Annotated in this window: 19 protein-coding genes; 15 read left to right on the plus strand and 4 right to left on the minus strand. The window is 72.3% G+C overall.

The genetic code is table 11. The features are described 5' to 3' along the window. Nucleotides 1-99: 99 nt before the first annotated feature. Entirely contained in the window at nt 100-1,077 is a 978-nt protein-coding gene (locus ACFSBI_RS02165) for an aldo/keto reductase (RefSeq protein ID WP_377931560.1), read from the plus strand. 160 nt (nt 1,078-1,237) lie between these two features. After that, the gene (locus ACFSBI_RS02170; protein WP_377931562.1) at nt 1,238-1,714 is read left to right on the plus strand and encodes a hypothetical protein; all 477 of its coding nucleotides are present in this window, start codon (nt 1,238-1,240) and stop codon (nt 1,712-1,714) included. Nucleotides 1,715-1,859: 145 nt separating this feature from the next. Here the strand turns inward: ACFSBI_RS02170 and ACFSBI_RS02175 are convergent, their stop codons facing one another. Then, nucleotides 1,860-2,327, minus strand: a complete 468-nt coding sequence (locus ACFSBI_RS02175; protein ID WP_377931564.1) for a MarR family winged helix-turn-helix transcriptional regulator — start codon at nt 2,325-2,327, stop codon at nt 1,860-1,862. Between the two features lie 94 nt (nt 2,328-2,421). On the opposite strand from ACFSBI_RS02175, the gene ACFSBI_RS02180 reads away from it, so the two are divergent. Genes ACFSBI_RS02180 through ACFSBI_RS02190 form a run of 3 tightly spaced genes read left to right on the plus strand, consistent with a single transcriptional unit; the run spans nt 2,422 to nt 3,813 of the window. Beyond that, nucleotides 2,422-2,922 carry a pyridoxamine 5'-phosphate oxidase family protein gene (locus ACFSBI_RS02180; RefSeq protein WP_377931566.1) on the plus strand — a complete coding sequence of 167 codons (501 nt, stop codon included), beginning with the start codon at nt 2,422-2,424 and terminating at the stop codon, nt 2,920-2,922. Nucleotides 2,923-2,945: 23 nt separating this feature from the next. Next, nucleotides 2,946-3,653 (plus strand): NAD(P)-dependent oxidoreductase, encoded by a 708-nt coding sequence (locus ACFSBI_RS02185; RefSeq protein ID WP_377931568.1) that lies wholly within the window; start codon nt 2,946-2,948, stop codon nt 3,651-3,653. 22 nt (nt 3,654-3,675) lie between these two features. Further along, nucleotides 3,676-3,813, plus strand: coding sequence for a hypothetical protein (locus ACFSBI_RS02190; protein WP_377931570.1), 138 nt, complete (start codon nt 3,676-3,678; stop codon nt 3,811-3,813). Between the two features lie 37 nt (nt 3,814-3,850). Here ACFSBI_RS02190 and ACFSBI_RS02195 read toward each other — a convergent pair whose 3' ends face one another. Together ACFSBI_RS02195 and ACFSBI_RS02200 are read right to left on the minus strand one after the other, a co-directional pair. Next, nucleotides 3,851-4,900 carry a VanZ family protein gene (locus ACFSBI_RS02195; protein ID WP_377931572.1) on the minus strand — a complete coding sequence of 350 codons (1,050 nt, stop codon included), beginning with the start codon at nt 4,898-4,900 and terminating at the stop codon, nt 3,851-3,853. Between the two features lie 57 nt (nt 4,901-4,957). Further along, a complete protein-coding gene (locus ACFSBI_RS02200) occupies nt 4,958-5,983 on the minus strand; it encodes an aldo/keto reductase (RefSeq protein ID WP_377931574.1) in 1,026 nt (341 codons plus the stop codon). Nucleotides 5,984-6,136: 153 nt separating this feature from the next. Between ACFSBI_RS02200 and ACFSBI_RS02205 the strand changes: the two genes are divergently transcribed. Further along, nucleotides 6,137-6,733, plus strand: coding sequence for a TetR/AcrR family transcriptional regulator (locus ACFSBI_RS02205; RefSeq protein WP_377931576.1), 597 nt, complete (start codon nt 6,137-6,139; stop codon nt 6,731-6,733). 64 nt (nt 6,734-6,797) lie between these two features. Here the strand turns inward: ACFSBI_RS02205 and ACFSBI_RS02210 are convergent, their stop codons facing one another. Next, nucleotides 6,798-7,640 (minus strand): helix-turn-helix transcriptional regulator, encoded by an 843-nt coding sequence (locus ACFSBI_RS02210; protein ID WP_377931578.1) that lies wholly within the window; start codon nt 7,638-7,640, stop codon nt 6,798-6,800. Nucleotides 7,641-7,817: 177 nt separating this feature from the next. Between ACFSBI_RS02210 and ACFSBI_RS02215 the strand changes: the two genes are divergently transcribed. The 9 genes from ACFSBI_RS02215 (at nt 7,818) to ACFSBI_RS02255 (ending at nt 18,136) form a co-directional block, all read left to right on the plus strand. Beyond that, nucleotides 7,818-8,762: an SDR family oxidoreductase gene (locus ACFSBI_RS02215; RefSeq protein ID WP_377931580.1), complete on the plus strand. Its 945-nt coding sequence runs from the start codon at nt 7,818-7,820 to the stop codon at nt 8,760-8,762. A 185-nt stretch (nt 8,763-8,947) separates the two neighbouring features. Beyond that, a complete protein-coding gene (locus ACFSBI_RS02220) occupies nt 8,948-10,489 on the plus strand; it encodes an MFS transporter (protein WP_377931582.1) in 1,542 nt (513 codons plus the stop codon). 208 nt (nt 10,490-10,697) lie between these two features. Beyond that, entirely contained in the window at nt 10,698-11,759 is a 1,062-nt protein-coding gene (locus ACFSBI_RS02225; protein WP_377931584.1) for a LacI family DNA-binding transcriptional regulator, read from the plus strand. A gap of 44 nt (nt 11,760-11,803) precedes the next feature. After that, a complete protein-coding gene (locus ACFSBI_RS02230) occupies nt 11,804-13,069 on the plus strand; it encodes an ABC transporter substrate-binding protein (RefSeq protein ID WP_377931586.1) in 1,266 nt (421 codons plus the stop codon). Beyond that, nucleotides 13,069-14,019, plus strand: a complete 951-nt coding sequence (locus tag ACFSBI_RS02235) for a carbohydrate ABC transporter permease (RefSeq protein WP_377931588.1) — start codon at nt 13,069-13,071, stop codon at nt 14,017-14,019. The genes ACFSBI_RS02230 and ACFSBI_RS02235 overlap by 1 nt, the downstream gene beginning before the upstream one ends. After that, entirely contained in the window at nt 14,009-14,866 is an 858-nt protein-coding gene (locus ACFSBI_RS02240; protein ID WP_377931590.1) for a carbohydrate ABC transporter permease, read from the plus strand. Before ACFSBI_RS02235 ends, ACFSBI_RS02240 begins: the two co-directional genes overlap by 11 nt. A gap of 27 nt (nt 14,867-14,893) precedes the next feature. Then, nucleotides 14,894-16,198 carry a family 1 glycosylhydrolase gene (locus ACFSBI_RS02245; protein ID WP_377931592.1) on the plus strand — a complete coding sequence of 435 codons (1,305 nt, stop codon included), beginning with the start codon at nt 14,894-14,896 and terminating at the stop codon, nt 16,196-16,198. Continuing rightward, nucleotides 16,188-17,090 carry a glycoside hydrolase family 43 protein gene (locus tag ACFSBI_RS02250; RefSeq protein ID WP_377931594.1) on the plus strand — a complete coding sequence of 301 codons (903 nt, stop codon included), beginning with the start codon at nt 16,188-16,190 and terminating at the stop codon, nt 17,088-17,090. Before ACFSBI_RS02245 ends, ACFSBI_RS02250 begins: the two co-directional genes overlap by 11 nt. Nucleotides 17,091-17,215: 125 nt before the next feature. Further along, entirely contained in the window at nt 17,216-18,136 is a 921-nt protein-coding gene (locus tag ACFSBI_RS02255; protein WP_377931596.1) for a DMT family transporter, read from the plus strand. The last annotated feature ends 147 nt before the right edge of the window (nt 18,137-18,283 follow it).

Here is an 18,283-nt window from a genome sequence, read left to right on the forward strand (position 1 = left end):
GCCAGCCCAGCGGGCGCGGAGGGACGCAGGCGTTGCATGAGGAGCCGGACGTCGCGGACGCGGGGCCCGACTCGCGCTCCCGTCCGGAAGGCATTCCCCATGCAGTACACGAACCTCGGCTCGACGGGCCTCACGATCAGCCGCATCGCGCTCGGCTGCATGTCGTTCGGCGACCCGGCCCACGGCTGGCAGTCCTGGACGCTGGACGAGGAGGCGTCGCAGCCCTACTTCCGGCAGGCCGTCGAGCTCGGCATCACCTTCTGGGACACCGCGAACGTCTACACGCTCGGCCAGTCCGAGGAGTTCGTCGGCCGCGCCATCGAGCGCTACGCCTCCCGCGACCAGATCGTGCTCGCCACGAAGGTCTTCATGCCGATGGGCGAGGGGCCCGGCGACCGCGGGCTGTCGCGGAAGGCGATCATGCAGCAGATCGACGCCTCCCTTAAGCGCCTCGGCACCGACTTCGTCGACCTGTACCAGATCCACCGCTTCGACCCCACGACCCCGGTCGAGGAGACGATGGAGGCGCTGCACGACGTCGTGAAGGCCGGCAAGGCCCGGTACCTCGGCGCCTCGGCGATGTGGGCGTGGCAGTTCGCGAAGCTGCAGGAGGCCGCGCACCTGCACGGCTGGACGCCGTTCGTGTCGATGCAGGACCAGTACTCCGTGCTCTACCGCGAGGAGGAGCGGGAGATGTTCGGGCTGCTCGCCGACCAGGGCGTCGGCTCGATCCCCTACAGCCCGCTCGCGAAGGGCCGCGTCGCCCGCCCGTTCGGCGGCGAGAAGACCGCGCGCGGCCACGACGACAAGGTCGGGGACGCGCTGTTCAACGACCCGGACCAGGACCGGCCCGTGATCGACGCGGTGCAGCGGATCGCGGAGTCCCGGGGCGTGCCGATGGCGCAAGTCGCGATGGCGTGGGTGCTGAAGCACCCGGTCGTCGACGCCCCGATCATCGGCGCCACCAAGCCCCACCACCTCGAGGACGCCGCCGCCGCGGTCGACCTCGAGCTGACCGACGACGAGATCGCCGCGCTCGAGGCGCCGTACACGGTCCGCGCGGCCGGCGGGTTCTAGCCCGTCGGTTCACCGCGCCTTCCGGCATCATCCGTTCCTTCCGGCAATCGGATCCACGGGTTCCGGCTGCCGGACGGCACGAGGTCTGCCTCACGGCACGCGAGAGCCGACCCCCGAGATCCAGGTATCGGCGGGCCGGCGAAGGGGGCAGACTCCGCCGGTGACGAACCGGACCGGTGCGCTCGGCGTGCTCCTGCTGCCCCTCCTGCTCGCCGGCTGCGCGACCGCTCCCGCCGCAGCGCCCGCGCCGACCGTGACCGTCACGGTGACGCCGACCCCGGCCGCCGTGCCGGCGGGCGACGCGGCGCCCTGGGACCTGCACGCGTTGTGCGCGGCGGAGTCCGAGGCCGAGACGCTCGTCGTGTGGCGGGACCAGCAGACGAAGGCCGGCCGCCTCAGCTCCGCGCAGTCCGCGGCCGTGCTGCAGGCGATCGCGGTGCAGTACCTCGAGTTCGACGGACGCGACCTGCCGAAGGACGTGCAGCGCGACGTGACCGCCCTGCGGGACGCGGCCGGCACGCTCGAGCGCCCGCGGATCGATCTGCGGTCGGCCGCCGTCGCCGGCGCGAAGGAGCGGCTGCACCGGGTCTGCGCCGAGAGCGGCCTGACCATCGGGGTCATCGCGCAGGGCGGGTGACGGCGGGGTCTCCGCGGGGTGGTTTCGAGGCTCCGCTGCGCTCCGCACCTCAACCAGCGGGGGCCGCGGTGACCCGCGGTAAGCGGAGTGGTTTCGAGGCTCCGCTGCGCTCCGCACCTCAACCAGCGGGACTCGCGAGCTGCGGTCAGGGGGTCCAGAGCTGGTCGCCGTCGCGGGGGCGGGCGCCGTCCGTCGCGTGGATGACCTCAAGCAGCAGGCGGTTCAGCTCCTCGCTCCGTTCGAGCGGCAGCCCGACGTCCGACAGGTCGTTCGCGCCGAGCGCGATGCCCCGCACCGCGTCCAGCGCCCTGAAGCCGTCCGCGGTCAACCGCGCGGGGTTGCGCCTGCCGCGGGCGCGGTCGCCCGTCCGCTCGATCAGGCCGCGCTGCTGCAGGCCATCGAGCAGCGGCGCGACGCTCTGCGGGCGGACCAGCACCGAGCGGGCGAGGTCGGCCTGCGTCATCTCCCCCTCGACCGCCAGGTGCGCGAGCACGCCGAACTGCACGGGGTTCAGCCCGTGCTCCGCGAGGCGGTCGGTCAGCCGCTGCCCGACCAGGCGAGCGACCCGCACGATGCTCCACGTCAGGTTCGCGTCGAGCTCCGCCGCGGTCATCGGGGCTTCCTCCATCGGACGCACACCTCCTCGTCAGGTCCGGTGCCTACCTTCGCACAAACAGAATCCTGTTAGTCGAACGAGAGGGACGATCATGAGCGACTCGAACACGACCGAGGACCGCAAGCACGTCGCCGACCTGGTGAAGGACGCGAAGGTCGCGATGCTGACGACGATGACCGAGGACGGCAAGCACCTCAGCCGCCCGATGGCCCTGCAGGACGTCGAGTTCGACGGCGACCTGTGGTTCTTCGCCTACGACGACTCCGCCAAGGTCGCGCAGCTGCGCGCCGAGCCGTCGGTCAACGTGTCGTTCGTCGACGACAAGGGCCACTCGTGGACCTCGGTCGCCGGGCGCGCGGAGGTCGTGCACGACCGCGCGAAGGCCGAGGAGCTGTGGACGCCGGTGCTGAAGGCCTGGTTCCCGGACGAGCTGGAGACGCCCGGCCTCGCGCTGATCAAGGTGCACGCCGACAGCGCCGAGTACTGGGAGGGCCCGACGAGCACGGTCGCGCTCGCCGCGAAGAACCTCCGCGCCGCCGCCACCGGGAACCCGAGGAACGACGGCATCGCGAACGACTCGGTCGAGCTCTGAGCGGGGCGGGAGGAGGAGCGGCCGTGACCGACGACACCGGCTCCATCCGGCGGATCCTCGTGCTCGGCGCGAACGGGCCGAGCGGGCGGCGCGTCGTGCAGCGGGCGCTCGACCGCGGTCTCGGGGTCGTCGCGCTCACCCGACATCCGGAGGCGTTCCCGATCCGGCACGACCGGCTCGAGGTCGTCGGCGGCGACGCGACCGACCCGGCGACGATGGACGCGGCGGTGTCCAAGGCCGACGCGGTGGTCTCGACGATCGGCGTCGCCTACACGTGGTCGCCAGTCGACGTGTACTCCGCCGCCGCCCGGCACGCGCTCGCGACGATGCGGCGGCACGGGCTGCGCCGCATCGTGGTCGTGACGTCGATGGGCGCGCCGAAGAAGGTCGAGGAGGGCGGCCGCTTCCGCCGAGTGATGGGGCAGGTCTTCCGCTCGACCTTCACCCGCACGCTCTACGACGACATGCTGCGAATGGAGGACATGGTCTCGACCAGCGGGCTCGACTGGACGATCGTCCGGCCGCCGGGGCTCGCCGACGAGGACGGGCGCGGCTACGCGATCCAGGAGTCCTTCCTCGACTCCCCCGCGATGGCCCGCGGCGATCTCGCGGCCTGCCTGCTGGACCTCCTGGACCGCGAGGACTGGTACGAGCGCACCGCCTACGTCGCGACGCCGGGGATGCGGCTCGAACTGATCCCGACCATCCGCAAGGAGATGCTGAAGCGCTGACGCGGCAGCAGCCGTTCGGCCCGTGACGGCGGACGAGTGCGAGCGGTGGAGCGAGTCCGAGATCGGGCTCGACGTGTTCGGGCCGACGCCCGGGCGTGCGCTGCACGACTCGCTCGGCTCCGCGGTCGTCGCCACGAACACGGCCGAGCGGCTCGGCTGACCCGAGGCCTCCCGGGTCCGGACAGACCGATCGATCCTCAGCCGCTGATCGAGGCGGCCTCCTCGCGCCGGCGAGCGCGACGGGCGTCCACCAGCGCGACGATCCGGCCGCCGGACGCGAGGCGGCTGAGCCCGCGCCGGTCCTTCGTCGCCACGACCACGATCACCGTGACGAGCGCGAACAGCCCCTCCCAGCCCGTCATGCCGAGCAGGCAGTAGCCGGTCGCGCCGAACAGGGCCTGCCGCCACCGTCCGCCGGGCGGCGTGCCGGGCGAGATCGCGACGAGCGCCTCCCCGACGGTGCGGCCGGTGGTGAGGACGGCCAGGAGCTCGACGACCGCCGGGACGCCCCACGTGACGAGCGAGGCGAGCTCCGGCACGGCCCGCTGGTCGGGGCCGCCGACCTGCGTCCACGCCAGCCACAGCGCGCCGACCACGAACTGCAGCACGCCGATGGCGACGGCGTCCGCGAGCAGCCCGACGAGCCGGCGTCCCAGCCGCACGGGCCCGGGCGCGAGGACGACGCCCTCGGTGCGGCGCGCACGCACGAGCCCGATCGTGAGAGCCGCGCCGAGGATCGCGCCCGCCGTGTTCGCGATCAGGTCGTCGACGTCGAACAGCCGGTAGGCGCAGGAGTAGATCCCGTAGATCCCGGTCAGCTGCGTGACCTCGATCAGCAGCGAGCCGCCCAGACCGAGCAGGCCCGCGACGACGACGCCCCGGTGCAGCAGCAGGCGGACGCCGACGCCGAGCGGCACGAACAGGGCGACGTTCAGCACCACCTGCAGCAGCGCCGCGTTGTGCACGATCGCGCTCGGCGAGCCGACCCCCAGCCGCAGGATGTCGCCGACGAACGCGAACGGCCGCAGCTGCGGCGCCGCGCAGCTGGTCAGCTCGCGCGCCGGCGGCGTCGGCAGCAGCGTGTACGCCCACAGCGCGCAGAAGTAGACGGCGCCGGCGACCAGCTGCGCGATCGCGATCGGGGCGAGCCGCCCCTCCCGCCGGTAGAGCACGCCCGCGACCGGCGCGAGCAGCAGGACCGACAGCGGCAGCCCGAGGATCAGGGCGATCAGGGCGTTCCGGAGCACGGGGATCGATCCTCCCAGGCGCCGCCCTGCTCGGTGGCGGACGGCGCCTGCGGGGGATCAGGCCGCGGAGCGCTGCGCGAGCGGGCGGCGGCGCAGCGCCGGGTCCGCGACCTCCGGGCCGCGGTAGACCATGTCCATCGCGCCGATGCTCTCCCCCGGCGGCACGATCGCGTCGATGCGGTCGAGGATCTCGTCGCTGAGGCGCACCTCAGCGCCGGCCAGCGTGTCCTCCAGCTGCTCCATCGTGCGCGGGCCGGCGATCGCCGAGGTGACGCCGGGGTGCGCGAGCACGAACGCCATCGCCAGGTGCGTCAGCGGGATGCCGACCTCCTCGCTCAGCGCGATCAGCTGCTCGACCGCGGCGAGGCGGCGCTCGTCGCGGAAGTGCCGCATCCCGGTGCGGACGGAGCGGAACTCGCCGTTCTCCTGCCCCGCGCGGTAGCGGCCGGTGAGGAACCCGCCGGCCAGCGGGCTGTAAACCAGCGTGCCCATCCCGTACCGCTGCGCGACCGGGAGGATCTCGCGCTCGATCTCGCGGTCGAGGATCGAGTAGTTCGGCTGCTCGGTGCGGAACCGCTCGAAGCCGCGGCGCTCCGACACCCACTGCGCCTCCACGATCTCCGAGCCGCGCATGGAGGAGGTGCCGATCGCCCGCACCTTGCCCTGGCGGACCAGATCGGTCAGGGCGGACAGCGTCTCGTCGACGTCCGTCTCGGGGTCCGGCCGGTGCAGCTGGTACAGGTCGATCCAGTCGGTCCGGAGGTTGCGCAGCGAGCGCTCCACCGCCTGCATGATCCAGCGGCGGGAGGCGCCGCGGTGGTGCAGGTCGTCGTCGACGGGCCCCCAGAACTTCGTAGCGAGCACGACCCGGTCGCGGCGGCCCTTGAGCGCCTCGCCGACGACCTCCTCCGAGTCGCCGTAGCGGTCGGCCGTGTCGATGAAGTCGATGCCGGCGTCGAGCGCGCGGTGGATGATCGCGACCCCCCCGCTGCGGTCGGGGTTGCCGAGCGAGCCGAGCATCATCGCCCCGAGCGCGACGGGGGTTACCTGAATGCCGGTGCGGCCGAGCGTGCGGTGCTGCATGGCGGACTCCTCGTTCCCGCCGCCCGATCGGGCGGCGTCTCGTTCCTGGATCGGGAGCGCGGTCGCGGCTATGCTCGAGGCACATCCGGAACAGCGTTCCTGCTGTTGCCCACCGTAAACGGAACTGTGTTCCGCATGCAATCCGAGGCGCCCATGTCCACGACCCCGACGACCGGCGCCGCGCCGGTGCGGCGGCAGCGCGCCGACGCACGACAGAACCTCGATGCGCTGCTCGAGGCCGCGAAAGCCGTCTTCGCGGAGTCCGGCGTCGACGCCCCCGTACGCACGATCGCCGAGCGGGCCGGGGTCGGCGTCGGGACCGTGTACCGGCACTTCCCGCTGCGCTCCGACCTGATCTCCGCGGTCTTCCGCCGCGAGATGGACGCCTGCGTCGATGCGGCGGACGAGCTGGAGGCGGGGTACCCGGCCGGCGAGGCGCTGGACCGCTGGGTGCTGCGCTACACGGACTTCGTCGCGACGAAGCAGGGGCTCGCGGGGGCGCTGCACAGCGGCGACCCGGCCTACGAGCCGCTCGCCGAGTACTTCTCGACCCGCCTTGCGCCGACGCTCGAGCGCCTGCTCGAGGCCGCCCGCGCGGCGGACGCGATCGAGCAGGAGGTCGAGCCGGCCGAGTTCCTCGGCGCCGTCGCGAACCTCTGCCACGGCACGGGTCCGACCACGCGCGGGCGTGACCACGCCGAGCGGATGGTGCGGCTGCTGCTCGCGGGCCTCCGGGCGCCCGCCGCCTGACCCGCAGCAGGGCCCGCAGGCGCGGCCCGCAGGGACCGCGGACCCGCGCGGACCCCGAGGGCGGTCACGGGACGGGCTGCGCGCCGAGCACGCCGAGCAGCCGCAGGCGGTCGGCGCTCTCCGAGCCGGGCACGGCCGTGTAGACGAGCAGGTGCTGCGCCGTCTCCGGGTCGACGAGGGTCTGGCAGGTCAGCTCGAGGGCGCCGACCTCCGGGTGCACGAACCGCTTCCGCTCCGGCGGCCGCAGCCCGACCTCGCCCAGGGCCCACACCTGGCGGAACTCCTCGCTGCGGTCGAGCAGCGCGTCGGCCAGCCCCGCCGCCCGCGACCGGGGCCCGCGCAGCCCGATCACGCGCCGCAGGCCCGACGCCCACAGGCGGGAGAGGAAGGCGTGGTCCTCGCGCGCGTACCGGTCCCTGGCGGCGGGATCCGTGAACCACCGGAAGCCGAGGCTGCGCGCAGGTCCCCGCAGGTCCGCGGTGGGCCCGACGAGCGCGGCGGCGAACGGCGTCTGCCGCAGCGTCTCCCCCAGCTCGGTGACGACCTCCGCCGGGGTGTCGGCCAGCCGGTCGAGGATCCGGAGCATGCCGGGCGCGACGAAGTCGCCCTCCCCGCCGCGGGCCGGCGGCCGGTGCCCCGCGAGCCGGAACAGGTGGTCGCGCTCGTCGACCGACAGGTGCAGGCCCTGCGCGATCGCCGCGATCATCTGCTCCGACGGCTGCGGGCCGGTGCCGCGCTCGAGGCGCGCGTAGTAGTCCGGCGACATGTGCGCCAGCAGCGCCACCTCCTCGCGCCGCAGCCCGGCGGTGCGGCGGCGGGCGCCTCGGGGCAGGCCGACGTCCTCCGGCTGCAGCGCCTGCCGCCGCTGCAGGACGAAGGCGCCGAAGGATGCGAGGTCGCCGGTCACACCCGAGTTCCTACCGGGCGCCGGGCGGCGGATCCACGCCCCGCCGGGTCACCCCTCCCAAGCGGGCCTCGACGCGGCGAGCCCCGACGTGCCCAGCCGTGACTCCGCAGGTCCTGGTCACCCGGCGGGCATCGGCGGGAGGGTCGGGACCACCGACCGACCCTTCAGGAGCCCACCGTGCCCAGACGCCCCATCCACCTCGACCTGCCCGACCCGACCGGGCGCCGCGCACTCGTCACCGGCGCGAGCGACGGCATCGGCCTGCACATCGCCGCCCGCCTCGCGGAGGCGGGGGCCGACCTCGTGCTGCCGGTGCGGAACGCGGCGAAGGGCGAGGCGGCCGTCGCCCGCATCCGCGCCACGGCGCCGCGGGCGTCGATCGCTACGCCCGCGCTCGACCTGTCGTCGCTCGACTCGGTCGCCGCGCTCGGCGAGCGGCTGCGCGACGAGGGCGCGCCCCTGCACCTGCTGATCGGCAACGCGGGCGTGATGACGCCGCCGGAGCGCCGGACGACCGCGGACGGCCACGAGCTGCAGCTCGGGACGAACCACCTGGGTCACGTCGCGCTGGTCGCGGGCCTGCTGCCGCTGCTGCGCGCCGGCAGCGCGCGGATCGTGCTGCAGATCAGCGTCGCCGCCGCGCGCGGCTCGGTGCTGTGGGACGACCTCGACCAGCAGCGCTCCTACGACGGCGCCCGCGCGTACCGGTCGTCGAAGATCGCCTCCGGGCTGTGGGGCCTCGAGCTCGACCGCCGCAGCCGCGCGCACGGCTGGGGCGTCACGGCCGCGCTGGCGCACCCGGGCATCGCGCCGACCAGCCTGCTCGCCGCCCGCCCCGAGCTCGGCCGCTCCCGCGACACCGCGAGCGTCCGGGTCATCCGCGCGCTCTCCCGCCGCGGCGTGCTGGCCGGGACGCCGGAGTCCGCGGCGCTGCCGGCGCTGCTCGCGGCGACCGCGCTGGCCGCGCCCGGCCGGATGTACGGCCCGAGCGGGCCCGGGCACACCGCCGGCGCCCCCGCCGAGCAGGCGCTGTACAGGCCCCTGCGCAGCGAGGCGGACGCCCGCCGGATCTGGGCCGTGTCGGCGGAGCTCGCGGGGGCGCGCTTCCCGGACGAGGGCTGAGGCTCCCGCGGGAGCACCGCCGCGGCGAGGAGCGGCGTGCCAGGCTTCCTCGAGGACGCCTGACACGCCGCGGGGAGCGCGATCCGGAATAGCCGAGCACCGGCCGGGTTGCGCCTCCCCGGACGCTTACGCGTCCGCTCGCGCACCGTCGCGCGGACCCACACGTCCGAACAAAGGAGCCCCGCATGGCGGACACCGCTGTCGACAACTTTCCCGCCGCCGCGCCCGACCGCCCGGAGGGCCCCGAGCCGAAGCGGCAGGGCGCACGCCACGAGCACCGCTGGTGGGTGCTCGCCGTCCTCGCGCTCTCGCAGCTGATGGTCGTGCTCGACGCCACGATCGTGAACATCGCGCTGCCGACCGCGCAGCGGGCGCTCGACTTCGACAGCGACCAGCGGCAGTGGGTCATCACCGCCTACTCGCTCGCCTTCGGCGGGCTGCTGCTGCTCGGCGGCCGGCTGTCGGACCTGTTCGGCCGAAAGGTCACCTACATCGCGGGCCTCATCGGCTTCGCGGCGGCCTCCGCGTTCGGCGGCGCGGCGCAGAACTTCGGCGAGCTCGTCACCGCCCGCGCGGTGCAGGGCGCGTTCGGAGCGCTGCTCGCGCCGGCGGCGCTGTCGCTGCTCAGCACGACCTTCACCGACGGCCGCGAGCGCGGCAAGGCGTTCGGCATCTTCGGGGCGGTCGCGGGCTCCGGCGGCGCGGTCGGCCTGCTGCTCGGCGGCGTGCTGACGGAGTACGCCTCGTGGCGCTGGTGCCTCTACGTGAACCTCTTCTTCGCGATCGTCGCGATCATCGGCGCCCTCACCTTCTTCGGCCGCCAGGGCCCGGCCGGCACCCGCCCGAAGCTCGACCTCCCGGGCACCGTGATCGTCTCCCTCGGGCTCGTCGGCATCGTCTACGGCTTCTCGTCGGCGGAGACGAACGGCTGGGACGACGTGCAGACGATCGTCTCCCTCGCGCTCGGCGTCGTGCTGCTGATCGCGTTCGTGATCCTCGAGTCCCGCGTCGCTCACCCGCTGCTGCCGCTGCGGGTCGTGCTCGACCGGCAGCGCGGCGGCGCCTACCTGACCGTGGCGCTCACCGGCGCCGCGCTCTTCGGCGTCTTCCTCTTCCTCGCCTACTACCTGCAGGTGCTGCGCGGCTACACCCCGCTGCAGACCGGCGTCGGCTTCCTGCCCATGCCCGTCACGATCGCGCTGACCTCGACGCTGATCGTGCCGCGGGTGCTCCCCCGCTTCGGCGCGAAGCCGATGATCGTGATCGGCGCGCTGCTCGGCGCGGCCGGGCTGTTCATCCTGAGCCGCATCGGCCTCGACAGCGAGTACTGGCTGACCATCGCGCCGGGCCTCGTCGTGCTGGGCCTCGGCATGGGCAACGTCTTCGGCGCGGCCTTCAACACCGCGACGGCCGGCGTCGACCCGCGCGACGCGGGCGTCGGCTCCGCCATGGTGAACACGTCGCAGCAGATCGGCGGCTCCATCGGCACCGCGGTGCTCTCGACGCTGGCCGCGGGCGCGGTCACGCGCTACCTCACCGACAACGGCAACTCGCGGCAGGCCCAGGCGCTGGCGCAGCTCGACAGCTACCACACGGCGTTCCTGACCTCGTCCGGGGTCTTCGTCGGGATCGCGGTGATCGCGCTCCTGCTGCTGCGGTGGGGGCGGCCGGACGCGACGACCCGCGGCAGCGATGAGCAGGAGGCGGCGCCGGCCACCGCGCACTGACGTCGTCCCCTCCTCGCGCGGCCGACTCGTCCTCGACCCCTGCGGGCAGGGCTTCGGAGCAGCTCCGGTGGCGATCGAGCAGCGTGGCCGCATGACCTCGCTGCCTCCCGAGGTGCTCGATGACGAGTCCGATTGCACACGGGATCGCTCGCTGCTACGGTCTGCTTCAACGTTAAACTGCTTAAACGTTTAAACTCAGGAGGAGCAGGTGGCACGAGGGGCTGCGCAGACCGTGACGTTGAAGGACGTCGCCGAACGCGTCGGCGTCACCCCGGCCGCGGTCTCCATGGCGCTGTCCGGGAGCAGGCGCATCAGCACGGCCACGGCGGACCGGATCCGGCAGACCGCAGCGGACCTCGGCTACGTGCCGAGCTCCGCTGCGAAAGCCCTTCGCAGCCGGCGGTCGGGAGCGATCGCCGTGATCGTGCCCAACTCCACGCAGCACGTCTTCGGCCACAGCTACTTCATGCACGTCCTCACCGGCGTCTCCTCCGCCGCGAACGAGCGCGACGTGCAGGTGCTGATCTCCACGAGCGCCAGCGAGGCCAGCGGCCTCACCGCCTACGAGCGCGTGATGCGGTCCCGCACGGCCGACGGTGCGATCGTCACGAGCGCCGCGATCGGCGACACGAACATCGAGCGGCTCACCGCTAGCGGCCTGCCGGTCGTGCTGCTCGGCAACTATCCCGACCTGCCGACCGCGACGAGCGTCGGTTGGGACGACGTGCAGGCGTCGCAGATGGTGACGGCACACCTCATCGAGGAGCACGGCGCGCGTCGCCTGCTCCACGTCACCGGCCCGCTCGACCATCAGACCGCGGTCGACCGCCGCGAGGGGTTCCTTCGAGCAACTCGTGCCGCCGGGATCGAGGCGGGTGCAGCGATCGCGGAAGGCGACTTCAGCGAGCGCTCCGGGTTCGACGCGCTGGCCGGGTACGACCTCGGCGGGGCGGGCTTCGACGCCGTCGTCTTCGCCAACGACGACATGGCCTTTGGCGGCCTCCAGCGACTCCGCGTCCTCGGCCTCCGCGCACCCGAGGACGTCGCCGTCGTCGGATTCGACGACTTCGGCCTCTCCCGGACGACCGATCCCGGCATCACCAGCGTGCACGTCCCGGCGGAGGAGCTCGCCCGCATCGCGGCAGAGCGCTTGTTCGCCCTCATCGACGAGTCGCAGACCGCGCCGACGCGGGACGACCTCCAGGTGTCGCTCGTGCGGCGCCGATCCTGCGGATGCCCGGAGCAGGACGTCGTCCTGCTCTCCGACTGAACCCGTTCCCCCTTCCCACCCACTCAACGAGGAGTTCGTATTTCATGAAGAAGACCCTGACGGCGGTTGCCGCCGCATCCGCCGCACTGCTGCTCGCCCTGACCGGCTGCTCCGGCGGCTCCGCAGGGGGCGCGCCCGCCGGTCCCGTGAAGCTCACCGTCTGGACCGGCTTCACCGGCGGCGACCGACCCGGCTACGACCAGATCGTGAAGGACTTCAACGCCTCGCACGAAGACATCCAGGTGTCGATGTCGGTGCAGCCGTGGGACAGCATCACCCAGAAGCTCCCGTCCGCCTGGCTCACCGGCAGCGGCCCGGACATCGCGGCTCCGAGCTCCGATCCGAACGCGATCGCGCAGTACGTGAAGACGAACTCGGTCCTGCCCATCACCGCGACGGGCAGCGGTGCCTCCGAGGTGAACGTCGACAAGATCGCCCCGGCCCTGATCAAGGAGTACACCTACAACGGCAAGCTCTACGCGGTCCCTGCGAACTACGCCACGCTGAGCCTTTACTACAACAAGAAGCTCTTCGCGGCCGCCGGGATCGACGGTCCGCCGAAGACGGTGGACGAGCTGCTTGCTGACGCGAAGAAGCTGACCGTCCCGGAGAAGAAGCAGTACGGCCTCGTGCTCGCCGACAACCAGACGATCCAGATGTGGCCGATCCTCCAGTGGCTGGAAGGAGGCGACATCGTCGACTCCAAGAACTGCAGCGTGCTGCAGACCCCGGCCGGGCGAGCGAGCCTCAGCCCCTGGGTCGACGCCGTCGTGAACGACAAGATCTCGCCCGTCGGGCTGACGGGCGCGGAGGCCGACTCGCTGTTCTCCGCGGGCAAGGCCGCGATGGAGCTGAACGGCCCCTGGGCTGCGCCCGGCTACAAGTCGGCGGGGATCGATCTCGGACTCGCGCCCGTCCCGGTCGGGAAGGACGGGAAGAGCGTGACGCTCGGCTCGACCGCACCGCTCGCGATCTCGGCCAAGACGAAGTACCCGGAGCAGGCGCAAGAGTTCCTCGCCTATTGGACGAGCAAGTCCGCTCAGAAGCAGTTCTCCCTGACCACAGGCTTCCCGACGCTGCGCACGGATCTCGCCGACGATGCCGATCTGAAGGCGAACGACATCATCTCCACCTTCACCGAGCAGGTGCCGGACGCTCGCCTGTACCTGCCGCAGGTGCCGCAGGCGACCCAGGTCGACGCGAACGGCTACGTGCCGCTGATCGGCCGGATCACGCGCGGGCAGGACATCGCGGCCGAAACCGCGGCTGCCGCGAAGACGATCAACGCGCTCACGGGCTGCTCCTCCTGATGACGGTCGGAACCCCGATCCGGGTGGAGGGCGGCGGCACGTCGCCCTCCACCCGGGCCGTCTCCGTCGGGCCGCGACGGCGCCGCCGGATCCGCTGGACGTCGGCGTGGCTGTTCATGGCACCGAGCCTGCTGATCCTCGGCGTCTTCGTCATCTACCCGATCGTCGTGTCGTTCTGGTACAGCCTCCACGACTGGACCATCGGCTCCGACGTGCAGCCGTTCCTCGGGCTGGGCAACTACCTCGCGCTCACGAGGGATCCGCAGTTCTGGAACGCACTCGTCAACACGCTGGAGCTCACGGTCGTCTCGGTCGCCGCACTCGTCGTGCTGGGCCTGGCGCTCGCGATCGCCCTCCTTCGTGACTCCTTCATCACGAAGGCCGTCCGCTCGGCCTTCTTCTTCCCGACGGTCGTGTCGCTCACGTCGATCGGCCTCGTATGGCGCTTCCTCCTCGACCCGCAGCTCGGCCTCGTCGCCGGCATCTCGGAGACGCTCGGCCTGCCGGCGGTCGACTGGTTGCAGTCGACCGCCCTCGCACTGCCCGCGGTGATCTTCGTCGACATCTGGAAGAACCTGGGGTTCGTCATGATCATCATGATCGGCGGCCTGAAAGGTGTGCCTGCCGAGCGGTACGAGGCGGGGCGGCTCGACGGCGCGGGCGACTGGCAGCTCGTCCGATTCATCACGCTGCCGAGCATCCGGCCGACCCTCCTCTTCGCGACGCTCATCCTCACGATCCAGTCGCTGCAGCTCTTCGACCTCGTGTACGTGATGACCGGTGGCGGCCCCCTGTTCGCCACCGACACCCTCGTCACCGAGGTGTTCCGGGAGGGCTTCGTCAACTACAGGACCGGCTACGCCTCCGCGATCTCCTGGGTGCTCTTCGCGCTGATCATGCTCATCTCCCTCGTCCAGCTGCGGATCTTCAGGTACGACGATGTCGATTGACTCCTCCCGGCTGCAGCACCGCAGCACCGCAGCGGCTCGAGCCGGCACGACCGCCAAGTGGCTCGTCGTCGGCATCGGAGTCGTCGTCGCCGTCGTGCCGTTCCTCTGGATGCTGTCCGTCTCGTTCCGCACCGAGCAGGACCTGTTCGAGAACCCCGCGAGCCTCATCCCGCAGGCCTGGACCCTGCACGGCTACATCGGTGTGTGGGAGCAGCTGCCGTTCCTCCGGCTGCTGCTGAACACCGTGATCTTCGCGGGGGTGACGACCGTGCTCACCCTCGTGTTCGACTCGCTCTGCGCCTACGCCCTGGCGCGAATGCAATTCCGGGGCCGCAACGTCGCGTTCGTCCTCGTGCTCGCGACGCTGATGGTGCCCTTCCAGGTCACCCTGATCCCGGTCTTCATCGAGCTGTTCCACCTCGGCTGGCTGAACACGTACCAGGGGCTGATCATCCCGCGCGCGACCAGCGCGTTCGGCATCTTCCTGCTGCGGCAGTCGTTCATGTCGATCCCGGTGGAGCTCGATGAAGCGGCGCGCATCGACGGCGCAGGCCATCTCAGGATCTACCGCCAGGTGATCCTGCCGCTGTCCAAGCCTGCGCTCGCCACCGTGGCGCTGCTGAACTTCATGGCCCTGTGGAACGACCTCCTCTGGCCGCTCATCGTGACGAGCACACCGGAGATGCGGACGCTGCCAGCGGGCCTCACCCTGTTCGGCGGCGCGCACGTGACCGACCACGCCGTGCTGCTCGCAGGCGCCACCATCTCGCTCCTGCCCCTGGCGATCGCCTTCTTCTTGGCGCAGCGCTACTTCGTGGCGGGCGTCGCGACAACCGGATTGAAGTAGATGCCCCACTCCTTTACCGAGGGCTCGATGACCTGGCTGCTCGGCATCGAGGACACCTGCGTGTACCCGCCCGCCCGGTTCGACATGGCGCCGCTCGACGAGCACGCCCTGACCGACCACGACCTGCGGTGGCGCGACGACCTCGCGACCGTCCGCGACCTCGGCGCGACGGCGGTGCGGTACGGCGTGAGCTGGCCGCTGGTGCACGTCGCTCCGGGCGTCTTCGACTGGTCGGTGCTCGACGAGCGCCTGCGTCACATCGCGGGCGAGCTCGGCCTGACCGTCATCGCCGACCTCGTGCACTACGGGACACCGACCTGGCTCGAGGGCTCGTTCGCGGACCCTCGCTACCCCGATGCGATTGCGGAATTCGCCGGCGCGTTCGCCTCCCGGTACCGCGGTCTCGTCGAGCACATCACCCCGCTGAACGAACCCGTAACCACCGCGTCCTTCTGCGGCCTCAGGGGGGTGTGGCCGCCGGCGCTGACCGGTTGGGACGGCTGGACGACAGTCGCCGTCGGCATCGTCGAGGGCGTTCGCCGGACCATCGCGGCCGCTCGAGCCGCCAACCCGGACGTCGCAATCGTGCACGTCGAAGCGTCGGCGATCTACACCGCGACCGAGCCCGACCTCGAGGCGCACGCGGACCTGCTTCGCGCCGTGGCGGCGCTGCCGACCGAGCTGCTGCTCGGCCGCGTCGACACCGCGCACCCGATGCACTGCTGGCTTCTCGAGAACGGTGCCGATGCGGTCGCGCTCGCCGGCTTCCAGCGGGACGTGCCGACCATCGACCTGCTCGGCGTGAACTACTACCCCGACCTCACGCCGCGGAACCTCGTGCCCGGCACCGCGTCGGTTGAGCAGATCGCGGTGAACCGTTGGGCGGACGGCCTTCGTGACCGCCTGCTCTGGTTCGCCGAGCAGTACGGCGCTCCGATGCTCGTGACCGAGACGAGCATCGAGGGCCCGGAGTCGGTGCGCGCCGACTGGCTGGCCGACTCCGCGCGGGCCGTGCTCGACCTCCGCGACGCCGGGCTCGACGTCCGCGGCTACACCTGGTGGCCGCTGCTCGACTTCGTCGACTGGTCCTACGCCTCCGGCGGCCGCAACGTCGAGGAGTTCCTGCTCGACCCGACCCGCGAGGCCCGGTCCGCCGTGTCGGAAGTGTTCGGCGACGTCGCCGCCGGCAAGTCCGCGTTCCTGCGCCGGATGGGCCTGCTCGCACTCGAGGAGCAGCCGGACGGCACGCTCCGCCGGGTGCCGACGGCCGCCGTCTCGGTGTTCCGGGACCTCGCCGCACAGGTCGCCGAGGTTTCCGACCGTGTCGGCTGAGTCGGCGTACGACGGCTACTTCGCCGACCCGTTCCTGCTCCGCACCCGCGAAGGCTGGGTCGCCTACGGGTCCCCCGAGCCGTTCCGAGGGGACAGCGGGTCGTTCGAGGCGCTCGTGTCGACCGACCTCCGTACATGGCAGTCAGCCGGAACCGTCTTCAGCGTCGACGCGTCGATCGGGTCGGACGTCTGGGCTCCGGAGGTCGTGGAGACGGATGGCGTGTGGTGGATGTACTACTCGGCAGGAATCGGCATCGCGGGGCACCACCTCCGTGTCGCACGAGCGCTGTCGCCCCTCGGGCCCTTCGTCGATCAGGGGGTGAACCTGACCCCGGAGGAGACGTTCGCGATCGACGCCTCCCCCTTCCTCGACCTTGACGGCGCCCGCTACCTGTACTTCGCCCGGGACGTGCTCGACGCAGAGAGGCCGGGAACGCACCTGGCGGTCCGGAGGATGGTGTCGATGACCGAGCTCGCTCCGGAGACGATTCCGGTACTCGAGCCGAATGCCCCCTGGCAGCGGTACGAGGCCGACCGCTCGATGTACGGGCGACACATGGACTGGTACACCCTTGAGGGCCCCGTCGTCGTCCGCCGGGACGACGCCTACGTCCTCTTCTACTCGGGCGGGTCATGGGAGGGCCCGGACTACGGCGCCTCCTATGCGACCGCGGCATCACCACTCGGACCGTGGGAGCACGCGTCGTCCGACGTCCCGCTGGTGCTCAGCCGCTCGATCACCGGCCTAAGCGGTCCCGGTCACAACTCTGTGGTCCAACTGTCCGCGGACTCCTGGGTGATCGGCTACCACGCTTGGAACGACGAGGGCACGCGGCGCCAGATGTACATCGACTCGCTCAAGTGGAAAGCCTCGCGGCCCTCGCTCGACTGATCCAGCCTCTCCCGTACAGTCCCAAACCACCTCGACGCCAAGGGCGGAACCAGCGAGCCCTCCTGTCAGAGCCATGCGGGCGCCCCGCTCGGCGCACGCGGATGCGCCGGGGCTAGCGTGCTCCGGTGCTGGCGTGGGGCGTGGCGGCGGCGCTCGCAGGTGCGGTGCTGCTCGCCCTCGGGGCGCAGCTGCAGGGCCGCGGCGTGCGGTCGGCCGCGGACCGCAGCCCTCGGGGCACGCCCTGGCACCGACGGCTGCGAGCGCTCCTCACCGACGTAGGCTGGCTGCGCGGCACCGGGCTGCTCGTGCTCGCGATCCTGCTGCAGCTGGTCGGTCTGCTGCTCGCGCCGCTGCCGGTCGTGCAGCCGCTCGGCGTGCTGTCGCTGGTCGTCGCCGCGCTGCTGACCCACCGGCTCGAACGCGCGAGGATCTCGGCTCGCGGCCTCGGCGGCATCATCGCGTGCGTCGCCGGGACCGGAGGGTTCGTCGTCACCGCGGCGCTCGTCACCCGCAGCAGCGCAGCTCCGACCGCGGCCGTCGTGCCCGTCCTCGTGATCCTCGGCGCGCTGCTGACCGGTCTGCTCGCCCTGGTCCTCACCCGCAGGAAGCGCCTGCCCGCGGTCGCCTGGGCGATCGCGGGCGGCGCCTGCTTCGGCTTCACGGCGACCCTCATGAAGGCGCTGCTGGACCGCAGCAGCGTCGCGATCCAGCGCGGCGACCTCCTCGGCCCCGCCCTGCCCTTCTCCCTGCTGATCCTCGCGGCCGCGGGCGCCGCCGGCCTCGCGGGGATCTCCTTGGTGCAGCGCGCGTACGCCGGCGGATCCGCGGGCCTGGTCGTCGCCGCGCTGACCGTCGTGGACCCCCTGATGGCGATCGCCCTCGGCATCGCGCTGCTCGGGCAAGCCAGCGGCGCGCCCGGCTGGTCGTTCGCGGTGCTCGCCGCGGCCGAGGCCGTCGCGCTCGCCGGCGTCGCCCTCATGGCCCGGAACCCGCCGCGCCCGGACGAGCGCGCGGTCGCGGCGGCGTCGACGCGCTCGGCAGGCTGATCCGCGGAGACCAGCCGAGCGACCGCGTCCGGGCGGCCCGGCGCGGCAGGTCGGCGCGGAAGCGCGACCCGGGCGCCTCCGATCCCGGAGCACGGACCACCAGGTCGCCACCGTCCCTGGTCGTCCGGTCGTCGGCATCCGGGACCC

The organism is Amnibacterium endophyticum, assembly GCF_042680685.1.
GTDB lineage: Bacteria > Actinomycetota > Actinomycetes > Actinomycetales > Microbacteriaceae > Amnibacterium > Amnibacterium endophyticum.